General features: G+C 61.7%; 15 protein-coding genes and 1 tRNA gene. 8 read left to right on the forward strand and 8 right to left on the reverse strand.

Annotation, left to right across the window (positions count from 1 at the left end; genetic code table 11):
• Positions 1-16: 16 nt before the first annotated feature.
• The 6 genes from PQR40_RS04540 to PQR40_RS04565 all read right to left on the reverse strand — a co-directional run bounded on the left by PQR40_RS04540 (position 17) and on the right by PQR40_RS04565 (position 6,152).
• The gene (locus PQR40_RS04540) at positions 17-703 is read right to left on the reverse strand and encodes a hypothetical protein (protein ID WP_408227547.1); all 687 of its coding nucleotides are present in this window, start codon (positions 701-703) and stop codon (positions 17-19) included.
• Positions 700-2,106: a selenium-binding protein SBP56-related protein gene (locus PQR40_RS04545; protein WP_408508507.1), complete on the reverse strand. Its 1,407-nt coding sequence runs from the start codon at positions 2,104-2,106 to the stop codon at positions 700-702. Before PQR40_RS04545 ends, PQR40_RS04540 begins: the two co-directional genes overlap by 4 nt.
• Positions 2,107-2,365: 259 nt before the next feature.
• Positions 2,366-3,244 carry an ABC transporter permease gene (locus tag PQR40_RS04550; protein WP_408227492.1) on the reverse strand — a complete coding sequence of 293 codons (879 nt, stop codon included), beginning with the start codon at positions 3,242-3,244 and terminating at the stop codon, positions 2,366-2,368.
• Positions 3,241-4,071, reverse strand: coding sequence for an ABC transporter ATP-binding protein (locus PQR40_RS04555; protein ID WP_408227495.1), 831 nt, complete (start codon positions 4,069-4,071; stop codon positions 3,241-3,243). The genes PQR40_RS04550 and PQR40_RS04555 overlap by 4 nt, the downstream gene beginning before the upstream one ends.
• A 70-nt stretch (positions 4,072-4,141) precedes the next feature.
• Positions 4,142-5,194 carry an ABC transporter substrate-binding protein gene (locus PQR40_RS04560; protein ID WP_408508508.1) on the reverse strand — a complete coding sequence of 351 codons (1,053 nt, stop codon included), beginning with the start codon at positions 5,192-5,194 and terminating at the stop codon, positions 4,142-4,144.
• A gap of 49 nt (positions 5,195-5,243) precedes the next feature.
• Positions 5,244-6,152, reverse strand: a complete 909-nt coding sequence (locus tag PQR40_RS04565) for a TauD/TfdA dioxygenase family protein (RefSeq protein WP_408508509.1) — start codon at positions 6,150-6,152, stop codon at positions 5,244-5,246.
• Between the two features lie 378 nt (positions 6,153-6,530).
• Between PQR40_RS04565 and PQR40_RS04570 the strand changes: the two genes are divergently transcribed.
• Both PQR40_RS04570 and PQR40_RS04575 read left to right on the forward strand, forming a co-directional pair.
• On the forward strand, positions 6,531-7,166 hold the full coding sequence (locus tag PQR40_RS04570) for a 2OG-Fe(II) oxygenase (RefSeq protein ID WP_408391740.1): 636 nt from the start codon (positions 6,531-6,533) through the stop codon (positions 7,164-7,166).
• A 224-nt stretch (positions 7,167-7,390) separates the two neighbouring features.
• Complete coding sequence (locus PQR40_RS04575) at positions 7,391-8,008, forward strand: DNA-3-methyladenine glycosylase I (protein WP_408508510.1); 618 nt, start codon at positions 7,391-7,393, stop codon at positions 8,006-8,008.
• A gap of 177 nt (positions 8,009-8,185) precedes the next feature.
• On the opposite strand, the gene PQR40_RS04580 is transcribed toward PQR40_RS04575, so the two are convergent.
• A tRNA-Leu gene (locus tag PQR40_RS04580) sits at positions 8,186-8,270 on the reverse strand.
• A gap of 183 nt (positions 8,271-8,453) precedes the next feature.
• On the opposite strand from PQR40_RS04580, the gene PQR40_RS04585 reads away from it, so the two are divergent.
• The 6 genes from PQR40_RS04585 (at position 8,454) to PQR40_RS04610 (ending at position 14,445) form a co-directional block, all read left to right on the forward strand.
• Positions 8,454-9,524 (forward strand): substrate-binding domain-containing protein, encoded by a 1,071-nt coding sequence (locus tag PQR40_RS04585; RefSeq protein ID WP_408227510.1) that lies wholly within the window; start codon positions 8,454-8,456, stop codon positions 9,522-9,524.
• A gap of 156 nt (positions 9,525-9,680) precedes the next feature.
• A complete protein-coding gene (locus PQR40_RS04590; RefSeq protein WP_408508511.1) occupies positions 9,681-10,760 on the forward strand; it encodes an ABC transporter substrate-binding protein in 1,080 nt (359 codons plus the stop codon).
• The gene (locus tag PQR40_RS04595; RefSeq protein ID WP_408508512.1) at positions 10,757-11,581 is read left to right on the forward strand and encodes an ABC transporter permease; all 825 of its coding nucleotides are present in this window, start codon (positions 10,757-10,759) and stop codon (positions 11,579-11,581) included. The genes PQR40_RS04590 and PQR40_RS04595 overlap by 4 nt, the downstream gene beginning before the upstream one ends.
• Before the next feature lie 32 nt (positions 11,582-11,613).
• The gene (locus PQR40_RS04600; protein WP_408508513.1) at positions 11,614-12,528 is read left to right on the forward strand and encodes an ABC transporter permease; all 915 of its coding nucleotides are present in this window, start codon (positions 11,614-11,616) and stop codon (positions 12,526-12,528) included.
• Positions 12,525-13,571: an ABC transporter ATP-binding protein gene (locus tag PQR40_RS04605; RefSeq protein ID WP_408508514.1), complete on the forward strand. Its 1,047-nt coding sequence runs from the start codon at positions 12,525-12,527 to the stop codon at positions 13,569-13,571. Before PQR40_RS04600 ends, PQR40_RS04605 begins: the two co-directional genes overlap by 4 nt.
• 46 nt (positions 13,572-13,617) lie before the next feature.
• Positions 13,618-14,445, forward strand: a complete 828-nt coding sequence (locus tag PQR40_RS04610; protein ID WP_408508515.1) for a phosphodiesterase — start codon at positions 13,618-13,620, stop codon at positions 14,443-14,445.
• A gap of 13 nt (positions 14,446-14,458) precedes the next feature.
• On the opposite strand, the gene PQR40_RS04615 is transcribed toward PQR40_RS04610, so the two are convergent.
• Positions 14,459-14,944, reverse strand: a complete 486-nt coding sequence (locus tag PQR40_RS04615; protein WP_408391603.1) for a DUF2569 domain-containing protein — start codon at positions 14,942-14,944, stop codon at positions 14,459-14,461.
• Positions 14,945-14,984: the final 40 nt, after the last annotated feature.

The following is a 14,984-nucleotide window of genomic DNA, read 5'->3' on the forward strand; positions in this document are numbered from 1 at the left end:
CGACGCAAGCCCGCTGCTATCGCCCGTCGCTGCCTGATACCAGGGTATTGAATACCAATGAGAGCGTACCCACCAGAATGAGGCTCGATGCCCAGACTGCGTCCAGATTGAACCAGCTCCGTGACACGAACTTCAGCCCCACGTAGCGGTAGACCCACCAGGCCAGCAGTCCACCGACCACGATCATGGCGGTGGCATGGACGCCGGAAACGAGCAGCGCCATGCCCAGATTGGCGTCGATCAGGGTCCGTGCGGCCTGATGCCCTTGATCGCTGTCGTAGGACCGGCAAAGACCGAGGTAGATCGGCACAAGCATCAGTCCTGCGCCATGCGCGATGGCAACAGCGAAGGACCAGAGCGCAAGCCTCGACGGGGGGATCCGCGCGAGTACACGCGGATGGCGCCGCCAGATCAGAAGAAAGGCACCAAAGCCAATGACGAGCACACTCGCGCCAATCTGGATTTCGCGCTGCCAGGCGAGCAGAATCGCAAGCATGGCGAAGGGCACCATTACCACGAACATGGCCAACACGTGCCCCGCCGCGAGGTATAAGAGCGCGGAGAACAGCGCCCGTGACCGTCTCTCCATCAGCCCGCTCGAGACGGCGAGCGGCCATCCCATCGCCGGGTTGAGCCCGTGATAAAAACCACTCGCCGCGACAGCTAACCAAAGGCCGGTCTGCGGCCAGCCGCCCCCGATCAAATCCCCACCGACGGATAGCAGAACGAATCGGTCGAACAGTCGCCACCTTCAAGCCGGATCTGGTGAGCCCGATATCCGTCGGGAAAGGCTACCCAGTAATCGTCGGCCAGCGCGAGGCCACCGCCAGGTTCAGCCCGAGCCATGACCTGTGCCGCCGGCACGCCGTCCGGATAGAACTGGTTGTCCCAGGTCGAGTAGAGCGAGTTCGTCCAGTAGACCCGCTTGCCGTCGCGGCTGATCTCGACCATCTGCGGACCACCCGCAAAGGTTTTACCGTTCGGATGGGGCGTGCGCCGTACGATGCCGCCGATGTGGACCGATCCCGTGAGCTTCGGTTTCCGGGGCTCCGTCACATCGTACTGGCGCATCTCGCCGGTTCCCCAACAGGCGACGTACAGGAATTTGTCGTCGATGGAGAGATCGATATCGGTGACGAGCGGCGGCACCGCGCCGAATCCCTGAAGCAACGGTGGAAGCAATTCCGTGGCTGCGGGCTCGGGCGGAATGGTCGCGGTCTTCTCGATGTGGAATTTGCCACCCTCCCGCCACCAGGTCCAGATCGACCCTTCAAGGTTCGTCGTGTCGACCACCACGCCGATAAAGCCGTACTCCCGGCTGGGATCGTGCGCGGGCCGCACTTCGAGCGCCATCTGGTGGTTCGCGCCGAGATCGATCGTCTGCACGTTGCGTCTCGCCCGCAGATCCCAGAAGTGGATGTGGTGCCCGTACTTGTTCGACAGAAGATCTTCGGGGACGATCCCGTTCTCGAATTGCGGCGGCAACGCCCACTCGCTCGACACCATGTAGTCACGCGGCAGGTTCCACCAGAAATCGTAGTGTTTCTCCTGCGACCCGCGGTCGATCTCCCAGCGGCCGAGAACATCGAAAGTCTCGCAGTCCATGATAAAGATGCCCGGAGGACCGTCTGTGCCATCCTTCCCACCGCCACCGAGCGTACTGACGTAGATTCCTTCAGGCCCGCAATGGACCGTGTGCGGACGCGAGTAGCCTGTCTTGTTGAAAATTTCCTCAGGTTCGATGATCTTGTGGATTCGCGCCTGGGTCGGATGAGGCTTGGTGTCGACGATGTAGATGCGCGAGGAGCGCATTCCCGGAATGATCAGATAGCGCCGTTCGAGAAAGGCGTGGCCGGTCAGCGGCGACAGTGACGATGAGCAGGCATTCCATCCGAAGTGGTGGAATTCGTCCCCTTTGTTAGGCACCGGCACCGTGTGAACCACCTGGCTATAGGTCGGCGAGCCGGGCTTCACGTCCACGACGGCGAGCGCGTCAGGCTGCGAGAAATCGGGGCTGAGCAGCAGCGTGTAGGCGAAGTCTTCCGCTGGCGCATCCATCGCGAGTTTCGGCGACGCGTGGAAAGTGGGATCTGGGCGCATAAGCATGACGGGACGCTCCTTCTATCTGGTTCAGGGCCCAAGGCGCTCGTCTACTCACAGTCCCCAACGGGTCGCACGCCTTGTTGCGAACCGTCGTTTGTCAATGAGATGCTCAGCGCGCCCGTGGCAGGCCGCGGCGCAGCTTAAGAGTTGTAGTGCACAGTAGCAGCAAGCGCAACCGAGAGTTTCGCCAACTTTGGCGCGCGTCGCGTTTCGTCATGTTCAAGTGCTTTTCTACACTATAGTAGTCGCGGGCTTCGGACCGTTAGTGCTGCACGCCCCAGCGTCGAACAGTCACGCGCTCGAGCGTATCGAACACCAGATGCTCGATCAGCAAACCAATCACGATCACCGCGGCCAGCCCCGCAAAAACGCGATCCGTGTACAACTCGTTGCGATTCTGGAAGATATACCAGCCAAGCCCACCACTGCCGGAACTCGCACCGAATACGAGTTCGGCAGCGATCAGCGTGCGCCACGCAAAGGCCCAACCCACCCGCAAGCCAGCCAGAATCGCGGGCAACGCCGCCGGCACCAGAATCAGCAGCACATGGCGTATGCCCGTGAGCCCGTAGTTGCGCCCCGTCATTCGCAACGTAGCCGGCACCGATTGAAAACCGGAGTAGGTGTTCAGCGCCAGCGGCCACAGTACCGAATGGACCAGCACGAACAACAGACTGCCGGTGCCGAGACCGAACCAGAGCAACGCGAGCGGCAATAGCGCGATGGAAGGCAAAGGGTTGAACATCGCCGTCAGCATCGACAGAACATCACGCCCCAGGCGCGTCGACACGGCAAGCGAGGTCAGCACGAACGCGAGTGCGGCGCCGAGCAGATAGCCGCGCAACAGCACAGACATCGACACAGCCGTTTTCTGCAGCAGCTCGCCGGACCATACGCCCTGGACGAACGCACTGAATGTCGCGCCGAACGTCGGCAGCAGGAGATCGTTATCGATCACCCGTGCGGCGATTTCCCAGATTGCGATCAACACCAGCGCGATCAGCGTCTTGCGCAACCAGCTTTGCGCGTAGAGGCGTTTGCCGAGCGGCAGCGGTGCCTCAAGCACGAGTTCACCGAGTGGTTCGAGCGGACGCTCGTACTCCTCGCGAACCGGCGGCAACAAGGTGGCGGGGGAACTCATTGCACGGCCTCCGTCTGCTCGAACAACAGATGATGAATACGCGCGACGCTGCGTTGAAAATCACTGCGCCCGAAACTATCCTGCGAATACTGATGGCTGTTGAGTTCGGCACGCACACGTCCCGGATGCGGCGACAACAACAGGATACGGTTGCCAACCACCAGCGCTTCCTCGATCGAGTGCGTCACGAACAGCAGCGTGAAGTTGACTTCTTCCCACAGACGCAGCAGTTCTTCCTGCATCTTGCGGCGCGTGAGCGCATCGAGTGCGGCGAACGGCTCGTCCATCAGCAGCACGCGTGGCTGCATCGCCAGTGCACGGGCAATCGCGACGCGCTGCTTCATGCCGCCCGACAACGTATGCGGATAGGCCTTGGCAAACGACGCGAGTCCCACCTTCTCCAGATAATGCAGCGCACGCTCGTTGGCTTCCGCGCGCGACAGCTTCTTGGCTACACGCAACGGAAAGGCGACGTTCTGCAGCACCGTCTTCCATGGCGGTAACTGATCGAATTCCTGAAACACGACGATGCGATCGGCACCGGGGCCTCGCACAGTCTGGCCGTCGAGCGAGATACTGCCGGAGGTCGGCTCGATAAACCCGGCCACGGCTTTGAGCAGGGTCGACTTGCCGCAACCTGATGGTCCCAGCAGCACGAAGCGGTCGCCGCCGTAGACATCGAAACTCACGTCATGAGTCGCGCGAACGATCCGCTCGCGCGTGCGGTATTCGAGGTTGACATTCTCGACCGCGAGTAGTCTTTCACTGGTCGCCGGACCGACTTGCTCAGTGTGGCCTGGAAACAGCAGCGTGGGATTTGCCACCATCAGATCGCTCCCTGTGAGCTGACCACGCGGGCCGATTTATGTTCGTCGAAGCTCAAGAAGAAAGTCATGCTCAACTTCCTGCCGCCGTCGCCGGGTCGTCGAAGAAATAGTCCTTCCATGACTTGGGCTCGTTTTTGATGGCGCCGACTCGATACATGAACTGCGCGAGTCCGAACGTGTTCTGCGGTGCGACCTTGAACTGCACCCGCGGATCCTTGATGACCTTCAGCAGCAGATTACGGTCGATCTTCGACTGATTCGTACGGATGTAGATATCGGCTGCGGCGTCGGGATTCGCCGAGATAAAGCGTGCGGCATCCGCCAGCGCATCGACAAATGCGCGGTAGGTCTTCGGATTGTTGTCGCGGAATTTTTCCGTCGCGTACAGGACGGTTGCCGAGCTCGGCCCACCCAGCACGTCGTACGAATTCAGCACGATGTGCGCCTTTGGATTGCCGGCGAGTTCCTGCTCCTGAAACGGCGGATTGCCGAAGTGTCCGGTGATTTCCGTGCCGCCCGCAATGATCGCCGCTGTGGCGTCGGGATGCGGCAGCGCCTGCGTGAACTTGTCGAGGCGGTTGTAATCCTTGTCGCCCCAGCGCTTCGCCGCCGCGTATTGCAGCACGCGCGACTGCACCGACACATTTACCGCCGGCACCGCGATGCGGTCCTTCTCGGTAAAGTCGGCGATCGTCTTGACATTGGGATTGTTACTGACAAGGTAGTACGGCAGATTACCGAGCGACGCCACGCCCTTCACGTTCTGCTTGCCGTGCGTGCGGTCCCAGATCGTCAGCAAGGGGCCGACGCCCGCGCCCGCTATATCCACCGCGCCGGAGAGCAGCGCATCGTTGACGGCGGCGCCGCCCGATAGTTTCACCCAGTCGACCTTGATGTCGAGCCCCTGCTTACGCCCTTCTTTCTCGACAAACTGCTGGTCACGCGCCACGTTCAGCAGCAAATAGACGATACCGAACTGTTCGGCCACGCGGATCTGGCCTTCGGCACGGGCGGGCACGGCTGCGCCGAAGCCGGCCGCACCCACCGATAAGGTAAGCAGCGACGCGGTCAAACGACGGGCAAAAGACGACCGAAGAGCGGTCGGGCGAAACCTGGCAAGCATCGGAACTCCGGTCAGCATGGGATAGTGGTCAAGGCGGGCGGCGTTGCCGTCAGAACGGCACGTCGCCTTCAATCGTCGTGCGGTACAGTTTGCGGCGCAGATGATCGGGCGTACCGGCTGCAAGATGCATCAATGAGCGGTTGTCCCAGAACACCATGTCGTGTTCGGCCCATCGATGCCGGTACAGGTGCTCGGGGCGCACGCTATGCGCGAAAATTTCCTCGAGTAGTGACTTGCTCTCGTCTTCCGGCAGGCCGATCACACGGGTCGTGAAATGCTCGCTGACGAAGAGCGCGCGGCGCCCGGTCTCAGGATGCGTGCGCACGATCGGCTGCACCACCGGTTTCACTTGGGCGATCTGCTCCGCCGACAGATTCGGCCGCCATGGGCTGCGTTTCTGCAATTCCGCATATTTCGCGAGATACGTGTGCTCCGCCGAACGCCCCTGCACCGCGCTACGCAAGTGTGCCGGCAAGGTTTCCCACGCGAGGTGCATGTTGGCGAACAGCGTGTCGCCACCTTCCGAAGGCAGTTCCTGCGCATGCAGCAGCGAACCGAGGCTCGGCTTCTCCTTGTAGGACAGATCGGAATGCCAGTAATGACCGGCGTCGCCGAGACCGATCGGCTGGCCGTTCTCGACGATGTTCGAGACGACCAGCACCTCCGGGTAGTCCGGCAACTGGAATTGATGCAGCACGTGAATCTGCAGCGGGCCGAAGCGGCGGCTGAAGGCAATCTGCTGATCCGGCGTGATGCGTTGATCGCGAAACACCAGTACGTGATGGTCCAGATGCGCACGGTGGATGCGTGCGAAATCATCCTGACCCAGCGGTTGGCTGAGATCGAGACCCAGAACTTCCGCGCCGACGGGGCCGTCGAAAGCGCGAATTTCGATGGGCTGAGTTTGATTAGCACGGCCAGCAGCGCTGGCGGCGGTGGGTGCAAAGGCAGTCGTCACAGGAAACTCTTCGTCGAATCTGTTCGGAGGGCGCCGGCGAAGGCGAAGGCGAAGTCAGCCAAATTTACCCGCGCACGCGCGCGACGACAACGAAGCAAATCCGATACGGTTATCTGCTGGAGTGATAAACCCGATGCTTTAACGCGCTGCGGGCAGTGCGCGCACCGGAGCTGCACATGCCGGGATTTATCGATTGGGCGCGTCAGCCAGAACGAGCATCGCGTAAGCTCGCGGTCAATTCTGCTCGTCAGACGCGTATAGTCCACCCGTTGACATCACACTGACAGCAGCCGGGTGCACAGAAGACCCCGCCTCTCTCATATCTCCCGGACGACAGTTCGAATTCCCAACCAGCACCTTCATTCGAAGGAACAGGCAGTGAACCGATCATACTCACCGGCGCATTCCGATGCGCACGGAGATGAAGGGCATCGACGAATCGTGGATGACCTCCATCTGCATGGCTGGTCGGAACAGGACAATTTTTTTCCGCCGGATCTGACACTCGCGCTGGCGCTGGAATGTTCGACGCTTGCAGCAACCGGGATGCTCACACTGGCCCGTGTCAGCCAGGGCGCGGCGCGTTCGCTCCAACCCAACATCCGCGGCGACCAGATCCAGTGGCTGGAAGCAGGTCAATCCGAAGCCTGCGACCGGTACCTCGCGATCATGGAAGCGCTGCGTATCGCCTTGAATCACGGGCTGTTTCTGGGACTCGAAGAATACGAGAGCCATTTCGCGTTCTACACGCCAGGTGCTTCGTATCTGCAACACCGCGATCAGTTTCGCCACGACGACAGCCGCACGGTGTCGATCGTCGTCTATCTGAATGCCGACTGGCTGCCTGAGCATGGCGGTGCATTGCGACTGCATCCAGAGGGCTTGAGCATGCGGGACATCGCTCCGGTTGGCAGCCGGATCGCGGTGTTTCTATCCGCCGATATGTTGCACGAGGTATTGCCCGCGACGCGCGACCGCCTGTCCCTCACCGGGTGGTTCAGACGCCGCGCGTGATCTCGCTGGCTTTCGTGCACTCGCACCCGGCTAATCTCTACGCAACCCGGAGTTTGCTGTATCGGCGAATCCTGGGATCTAAATGTACGGTCACGAAGGTGCCGGTGTGAAAGGTTTCGATTCGAATCTTGCGGCCGAGGCTAAGATACGCGGTGGAACTTGGGGAACGGAGAATTGAATTGGGAGCGACGGCGAAATCGGCTCGCAGGACCGGACGGAACGAGGTGAACAATTCGCCTGCTCCTGCGCGAAGTGTTGTCATCGGCGATGACGGTCTGGCCCGGCCTCCATGGGCAGCGGTTGACGTAATGCTACGCGCCTACTACGACACTGAATGGGGGATGCCGGTACGAGATGAAAGAGGATTGTTTGAAAGACTTTCGCTGGAGGCGTTCCAGTCAGGCCTGTCGTGGGCGACGATTCTCAGGAAGAGGGACGCATTTCGTGCCGCATTCTGCAACTTCGACCCCGACACAGTCGCGCGGTTCGACGAGCAGCACGTGCAGCGTCTTCTCGCCGATTCCGGCATCATACGCAATCGCGCCAAGATACTGGCGACGATAAAAAACGCGATCGCAACGATCGAGCTGCGCCAGGACGGAGGTCTCGCCAGGTTGATCTGGTCATTTCAGCCGGCGAGCACGCCTTGTCCCCGAACGATTGACGAAGTTCCCACAGTCTCCGAGGAATCGGCCGCACTGAGCAAGGCACTTCGTAAAAAGGGTTTTTCGTTCGTCGGCCCCACGACGATGCACGCGCTGATGGAAGCTGTGGGGATTATCGACACGCATTTGCTGGACAGTCACCGTCGTGGGAGCTCCGGAGTCTGGCCGGCCGGGTGACTGGCAAAAGGTTGCTGCCGGTCAGACGGAGCAAGAAGGGTATTGAATTCGGCAGATACTCTAAAAATACCCCGGATGGCAATAGCACTCCATGGAACTCATTGGAAATAAAAAACCCTCGAAGCATTGCTGCATCAAGGGTTTAAGGAATTTCCAGGAATCGGGTGGAACACTTTCTGGTGCCGGGGACCGGACTTGAACCGGCAAGCTGTTAAGCGGCGGATTTTAAGTCCGCTATGTTTACCAATTTCATCACCCCGGCAGGGGTCAGAACCGCTCGTGGACGCGAATTCTACCATTGCCCGGCGAGCGCACCAAACCTGCGCAATCCAGCCGCAGCGCACACCGCCTCCCGTCCCGCAAGCACAAAAGTCAGAGTCATCCGGGAGTCACAAACCTTCCCGATAATCCGCTCACGAAAACGTTTACAACCCGAGCGGAAACCATGATCCCGACGATCAAAGATGTCGCTGCCCACGCGGGCTTTTCCATCGCCACGGTCTCTCGCGCGATCAACGCGCCGCACACCGTGAACCCGGTCACGCTCGACACAGTGCGCCAATCCATCGACGCCCTTAACTTCCGCCCCAGCCCGCTAGGGCGGCAACTGCGCGGTGAGCGCACCCGCCTCATCGGCGTGATCCTGCCAACGCTCGCCAATCCCGTCTTTGCCGAATGCCTGCAAGGTATCGACGAGCTCGCTGCGGCGCAAGGCTACCGGCTCATGCTGATGACCACCCAGTACGATGCCGACCGCGAACGCCACGCCATCGAAACACTGCGCGAACATCGTGTGGAAGGCCTGATCCTGACCGTTGCCGATGCCGACACGCATCCGCTGCTCGACGAGCTCGACCGCGCCGGCCTGCTCTATGTGCTGATGCATAACGACACGGTGCGGCGTCCGTCGGTCTCGGTCGATAACCGCCTCGCCGCGTTCGATGGCGTACGCATGCTGATCGCGCACGGCCATCGCCGCATCCTGATGCTCGCCGGGACGCTTGCCGCCTCGGACCGTGCCCGTCAGCGGCATCTCGGCTACGCGCAGGCGATGCAACAAGCCGGTCTTACCCCCGCGCCCCCGCTCGAAGTCGATTTCAACGCCGACGAACTGTCGCCGTCCGTGCTGGCTCATCTGACCAGCGGCCCGAACCGCCCGACTGCCCTCTTCTGCAGCAACGATCTGCTCGCCATGGTCGTGATGCGCGGCCTGCGCCGTGCGCGTCTGCAGATTCCGCACGACATGTCGATTCTCGGCTTCGACGGCCTCGCGATGGGCGAACTACTATCGCCGCCGCTGGCAAGTATCTGCGCGCCGAATCGTGAGATCGGCTGCGCCGCCTGGCAGCGTTTGCTGGCTCGCGTAACCGGCACCTACGATACATCAGGTGAAACGTCGCTCACGCTGACGTTGCCGCACAGCCTGCGCGAAGGCGCCACCATCGCGGCGATTTCGAACAGCAACGAAAAGCCGCCGGCGCATGCCTCGGTATCGGTCGAGAGGCCTTTTGTATGAGCCACCACATGAGTCTTTGCATGATTCGATGCACCAACTCACTGCATCAGTCGTTTTCACAAACCGTTCGCGATGCCCCGTTGTCAGGCCGCCGTTGAATCATCCAGTTCGAACAACGCCGAACCACCCGCCCTCTTCCGCTCCAGGAGACCCGCAGTGATCCGCTCTTCAACACGCTTTACTTCATCGATCAAACCGCTCTGGCGCCGCGTCGCCCGCACCGCGACAACCGCGCTCCCGGCCGGCATGATCGTCACCGCGGCACTCGCAGCGCTCGCGCCGCAAGCAGCCCACGCCGACGAAACCGCCATCTGCTACAACTGCCCGCCCGAATGGGCCGACTGGGCGAGCCAGATCAAGGCGATCCAGCAAAAGACCGGCATTCGCGTACCGTTCGACAACAAGAACTCCGGCCAATCGATTGCGCAATTGATGGCCGAGCAGAAGAGCCCGGTCGCGGACGTGGTGTATCTCGGCGTGTCGTCGGCCTTCCAGGCGAAGGGCAAAGGCGTCATCCAGCCTTACAAGCCCGCGCATTGGGACGACATCCCCGCGAACATGAAGGACCCGCAAGGCTACTGGTTCACGATCCACTCGGGCACGCTGGGATTTTTCGTCAACAGGGACGCGCTCGAAGGCAAACCGGTGCCGCGTTCGTGGGCCGACCTTCTTAAGCCTGAGTACAAAGGCATGATCGGTTACCTCGATCCGTCGAGCGCGTTTGTCGGCTATGCGGGCGCGGTCGCGGTGAATCAGGCGCTCGGCGGCACGCTCGATAACTTCGAGCCGGGCCTCGACTGGTTCCGCAAGCTGAAGGCCAACGCGCCGATCGTGCCGAAGCAGACCGCCTATGCGCGCGTCATGTCCGGTGAGATCCCGATCCTGCTCGACTACGACTTCGACGCCTACCGCGCGAAGTACAAAGATCACGCCAACGTCGAATTCGTGATCCCGAAGGAAGGCACGATCTCGGTACCGTACGTGATGAGTCTCGTGAAGGGCGCGCCGCATGAAGCGAACGGCAAGAAAGTGCTGGATTTCGTGCTGTCGGATGAAGGCCAGAAGCTGTGGGCCGAAGCCTATCTGCGTCCCGTGCGCGCGAATGCCATGACCCCGGAAACCGCCGCCAGGTTCCTGCCCGCAAGCGACTATGCCCGCGCCAAGCCAGTCGACTTCGGCAAAATGGCCGAGAGGCAGTCGAGCTTCGGCGAGCGTTATCTACAGGTGATGCATTGAACGACGTCACGTTCCCGCTGCGCTGGCGCATCGCATTGATCGCGCCGGCACTGGTGATTTTCATCGCGTTCTGGCTGCTGCCAATGGGGGCGCTCGCGCAAATCAGCGGCGACGGCCACGCGTTCGCAACCTATCGCGCGATGCTGACGAATCCGCGCTACATGTCGAGCCTCGGCGCGACCATCGTGTTGTCCGCCGCGGTCACAGCGACGACGTTGGTGCTCTCAGTGATCGCCGGTTTGCTGCTGGCGCGCCGCGAGTTTCCCCTCAAGCGCACGTTGCTCGCCCTGCTGACGTTTCCGTTGGCATTCCCAGGCGTCGTGGTCGGTTTCATGGTGATCATGCTGGCCGGACGCCAGGGTCTGATCGGCGCGTTGTCGTTAAAACTCACCGGTGAGCGCTGGGTGTTCGCTTACTCGATGAGCGGCCTCTTTCTCGGCTACCTGTACTTTTCGATTCCTCGCGTGATCGTCACGGTGATGGCGTCGGCGACCAAGCTCGACGCCTCGCTCGAAGAAGCCGCGCGCTCGCTCGGCGCATCGCCGTGGCGTATCACGCGCGACATCGTCCTGCCCGCGTTGTCGCCAGGTTTGATCGCGGCGGGCGCGGTGTGTTTCGCGACCGCGATGGGCGCCTTCGGCACCGCCTTCACACTGGCCACCGACATCGATGTCTTGCCGATGACCATCTATACCGAGTTCACGTTGAACGCGAACATGGTGACGGCCGCGGGTCTGTCCATTGTGCTCGGCATCGTCACATGGGCCGTGCTGGCGTTCGCTCGCAGCGTGAGCGGCTCGGCTGTCGCGGCAAGCGCATGAGCGGTGTTTCCAAACCCGATGACAAGACTTCGATGAATTCCATTAGCGCTCCAGGCCAGCCGACCGCCAGATCGCGCGCGCGGCGGCTCAGGCTTCCCGCGGCACGCACGTGGCTGGCAGCCGGTCAGTGGTTCGTTACGCTGTTGCTGTGCGTGTTTCTGATCGTGCCGGTCGTGATGTCGATCATGGCCGGGCTCACTGTCAACTACTTCAAAGGCGTATCGAGCGGACTCACGCTGCGCTGGCTTGGCGAAGTGTGGACCCAGTATCACGACTCGGTGTTTCTCTCGCTCGAAGTGGCGGCGGCGACATTGTTCATTACGCTGCTGACCGGAGTGCCCGCCGGGTACGTGCTCGCGCGCAGCAAGACGCGTCTCTCGCGCATCATCGAAGAATTTCTGGTGCTGCCGATCGCCCTGCCCGGCCTCGCTTCCGCGCTCGCGCTGCTGGTGGTCTACGGCGGCTTCACGATGTTTCGCATGAGCGTCGCGTTTATCGTTGTCGGGCACGTGGTGTTCACGCTGCCGTTCATGGTTCGCGCGGTCGCAGCTGTGTGCGCGAGCAGCGATCTGCGCACGCTCGAAGAAGGCGCGGCGAGCCTCGGTGCGAGCTTCCTTCAACGTTTCATAACGGTCGTGCTGCCGAATGCACGCCCAGGAATCGTCGCCGGTGCGCTGGCGGTACTCACGCTCTCGATCGGCGAATTCAACCTGACGTGGATGCTGCACACGCCCGACACCAAGACGCTGCCGGTCGGTCTCGCCGACACCTATGCGTCGTTACGCATCGAGATCGGCAGCGCCTACACGATTCTGTTTTTCATCATGACGATGCCGCTACTCGTCGCAATGCAATGGCTCGGCGTCGATGCGACCGGCCAGCGCAGTGCGGGGAAAAAACGCATTGCCGCCGCCCGTTCAAAGCCAATACCAACGTCCACGCCATGAAACTCGACTCCGTTCCCATCACGCTCACGCAATGCGCGAAAACGTTTCGTGGCACGCGCGTACTCGAACCGCTCGATCTGCGCATCGGCGCCGGTGAGACGCTGGTGCTGCTCGGCCCGTCCGGTTGCGGCAAGACCACCACGCTGCGTATGATCGCGGGTCTCGAGACACCCGACGCAGGCGGCTACATCGCGTTCGGCGACGAAGACGTCACCACGCTGCCGATCGAAAAACGCCAGGTCGGCATGGTGTTCCAGAGCTACGCGCTGTTTCCGAACCTGACCGTACGCGGCAACATCGGCTACGGGCTGAGGATCAAACGCGTACCGGCGAACGCTGTACGGCAACGCGTCGATGAACTGCTCGCGATGATGCGTCTCACCGCGCACGCGGACAAATCCATCGATCAGCTTTCGGGTGGCCAGCGTCAGCGCGTTGCCTTGGCGCGCGCGCTCGCCGTGCAACCTCGCGTGCTGCTGCTCGACGAACCGTTGACCGCCCTCGATGCACGTTTGCGCGACACCTTGCGCAGCGAAATGAATACGCTGCTGCGCGACTTGGGCATCACGACCGTCTACGTGACGCACGATCAGGCCGAGGCGATGGAGTTGGGCGACCGCATCGTCGTGATGAGTGCGGGGCGTATCGAACAGATCGGCTCGCCACGCGACATTTACTACCGGCCGGCGAATCGCACGGTTGCGCAATTCGTCGGCACGATCAACCGGCTGGCAGGCGAGCGGCGCGATGGCCTGCTGACGACGACTGGCGGTGCTGTACCGCTGCCCTCAGGTCCCGCCCACGCCAGCGCGGCACACGAAATTTTCTTCCGCCCTGAAGACGCGTATCTTGCCGACCCGGCCAGCGCCCAGTTGCGCGGCAATATCGAAAGCACGGCGTTTCTCGGCGAGCGCACCCGGCTGACGATCGGTGGCGCCGCGCCGGACGCTTTGCTGATCGACGTGGCGGGCCGGGTAGAACTCGCGCGTGGCACACCGGTCGGGATTTCGATCGCGCAGGACGCGCTGATTGCGCTATCGTAACGAGGCAGCGCGGTGTTTTTAGCGCGCCATAAAAAAGGATATCCCCATGCTGCTGGCTCAAATTAGCGACCTGCATATCAAACGACCCGGCGCGCTGGCTTACCGCCGCGTCGACACCGGCGCTTATCTCGCGCGCACCATCGCCGCGCTCAATGCGCTGGAGCCGCGTCCCGATGCAGTGATCATGACCGGCGACCTCGTCGATCAGGGCGATCCGGAACAGTACGAGCACCTCAAGACCCTGCTCGCGCCGCTCGAGATCCCCTACTTCCTGCTGGTGGGCAATCATGACGAACGGACCGCGTTGCGCGCGGCGTTTCCCGATCGCAACGAATTGCGCAGTGGCGGCGAGTTCGTGCAATACGCGGTCGACGTCGGACCGCTGCGCGTAATCGCGCTCGATTCGATGGTGCCGGGGCAAAGCGCCGGCAATCTGTGCGATGTGCGTTTAGCGTGGCTCGCGGCGCAACTCGATGCGGCACAAGGCAGGCCCACGGTGATTGCGTTGCATCATCCACCGTTCGTCTGCGGTATCGGGCATATGGATGAATTGCGGCTCGATCCCGCGGCCGCCGCCAAGCTCGCCGCGTTGATCGCGCGTTATCCGAACGTCGAACGGGTGATCTGCGGCCATGTGCATCGGCCGATGTTCGTGCGTTTTGGCGGCACGATTGCGTCGGCGGTGCCGGCGCCCGCGCATCAGGTCGGGCTCGACTTGCGCAACGATGCGCCATCCGCGTTCGTGATGGAGCCGCCTGCGTATGCACTGCATCGCTACGATCCGGCGACGGGCATCGTCACGCATCATGCGTATGTTGATAAAGCCGATGGGCCGTATCCGTTTTACGAGCCCGAGGGTGACCTGATCGATTGAGCGTGCCGCCAGTTCAGGCGGCGACGAAAGTTTGCTGTACGCGCCGGGACAGCCTGAAATACGGTATTCCGAGCGCGGCGGCAACAACGGCCTGAACAAAGCCATCGAATGGAATGGCAATGTCGATGCCAATGGCGTGGGTCATATGATCGCCGAGCAGATAGGCGCCGGTGCGCATTACTACGATGGCCAGCAGCCACGCCTGCACCTGTGCGGGAAAGCGTGCCGATTTGCGCCGCACGAGCAGCGCCAGCCAGCCTGCGCCGGCAACGATGAACGCCCCGATGAGCACGTCGCAGCCGACCATGGCGATCACGGTGCGATACCAGCCATGCGTTTCAGGGCGCACGAATACTGCCAGGAGTTCCCATTCGAGCATCAGCTTCAACGGATCGCGCAGCGTGATCGCGGTTGAAAGCGCCCATGCGGCAAGGCAGATCAGGGCGATGAGCAGCCAGCCACTGATTCGTCGGGGTTCGGGTTTCGAGATTGTGTTCATGAAATCGGTCACGTGATGGATCTTATTGCGCGTGCGGATT

It is taken from the genome of Paraburkholderia sediminicola (assembly GCF_046026855.1).
Lineage (GTDB): Bacteria > Pseudomonadota > Gammaproteobacteria > Burkholderiales > Burkholderiaceae > Paraburkholderia > Paraburkholderia sediminicola_A.

What these genes read in the sequence shown, in the direction of transcription:
- PQR40_RS04550 (WP_408227492.1), bottom strand. Translation starts at nt 3,244, where the DNA reads ATGAGTTCCCCCGCCACCTTGTTGCCGCCGGTTCGCGAGGAGTACGAG.
- PQR40_RS04615 (WP_408391603.1), bottom strand. Translation starts at nt 14,944, where the DNA reads ATGAACACAATCTCGAAACCCGAACCCCGACGAATCAGTGGCTGGCTG.
- PQR40_RS04585 (WP_408227510.1), top strand. Translation starts at nt 8,454, where the DNA reads ATGATCCCGACGATCAAAGATGTCGCTGCCCACGCGGGCTTTTCCATC.
- PQR40_RS04560 (WP_408508508.1), bottom strand. Translation starts at nt 5,194, where the DNA reads ATGCTTGCCAGGTTTCGCCCGACCGCTCTTCGGTCGTCTTTTGCCCGT.
- PQR40_RS04600 (WP_408508513.1), top strand. Translation starts at nt 11,614, where the DNA reads ATGAATTCCATTAGCGCTCCAGGCCAGCCGACCGCCAGATCGCGCGCG.
- PQR40_RS04545 (WP_408508507.1), bottom strand. Translation starts at nt 2,106, where the DNA reads ATGCTTATGCGCCCAGATCCCACTTTCCACGCGTCGCCGAAACTCGCG.
- PQR40_RS04605 (WP_408508514.1), top strand. Translation starts at nt 12,525, where the DNA reads ATGAAACTCGACTCCGTTCCCATCACGCTCACGCAATGCGCGAAAACG.
- PQR40_RS04555 (WP_408227495.1), bottom strand. Translation starts at nt 4,071, where the DNA reads ATGGTGGCAAATCCCACGCTGCTGTTTCCAGGCCACACTGAGCAAGTC.
- PQR40_RS04610 (WP_408508515.1), top strand. Translation starts at nt 13,618, where the DNA reads ATGCTGCTGGCTCAAATTAGCGACCTGCATATCAAACGACCCGGCGCG.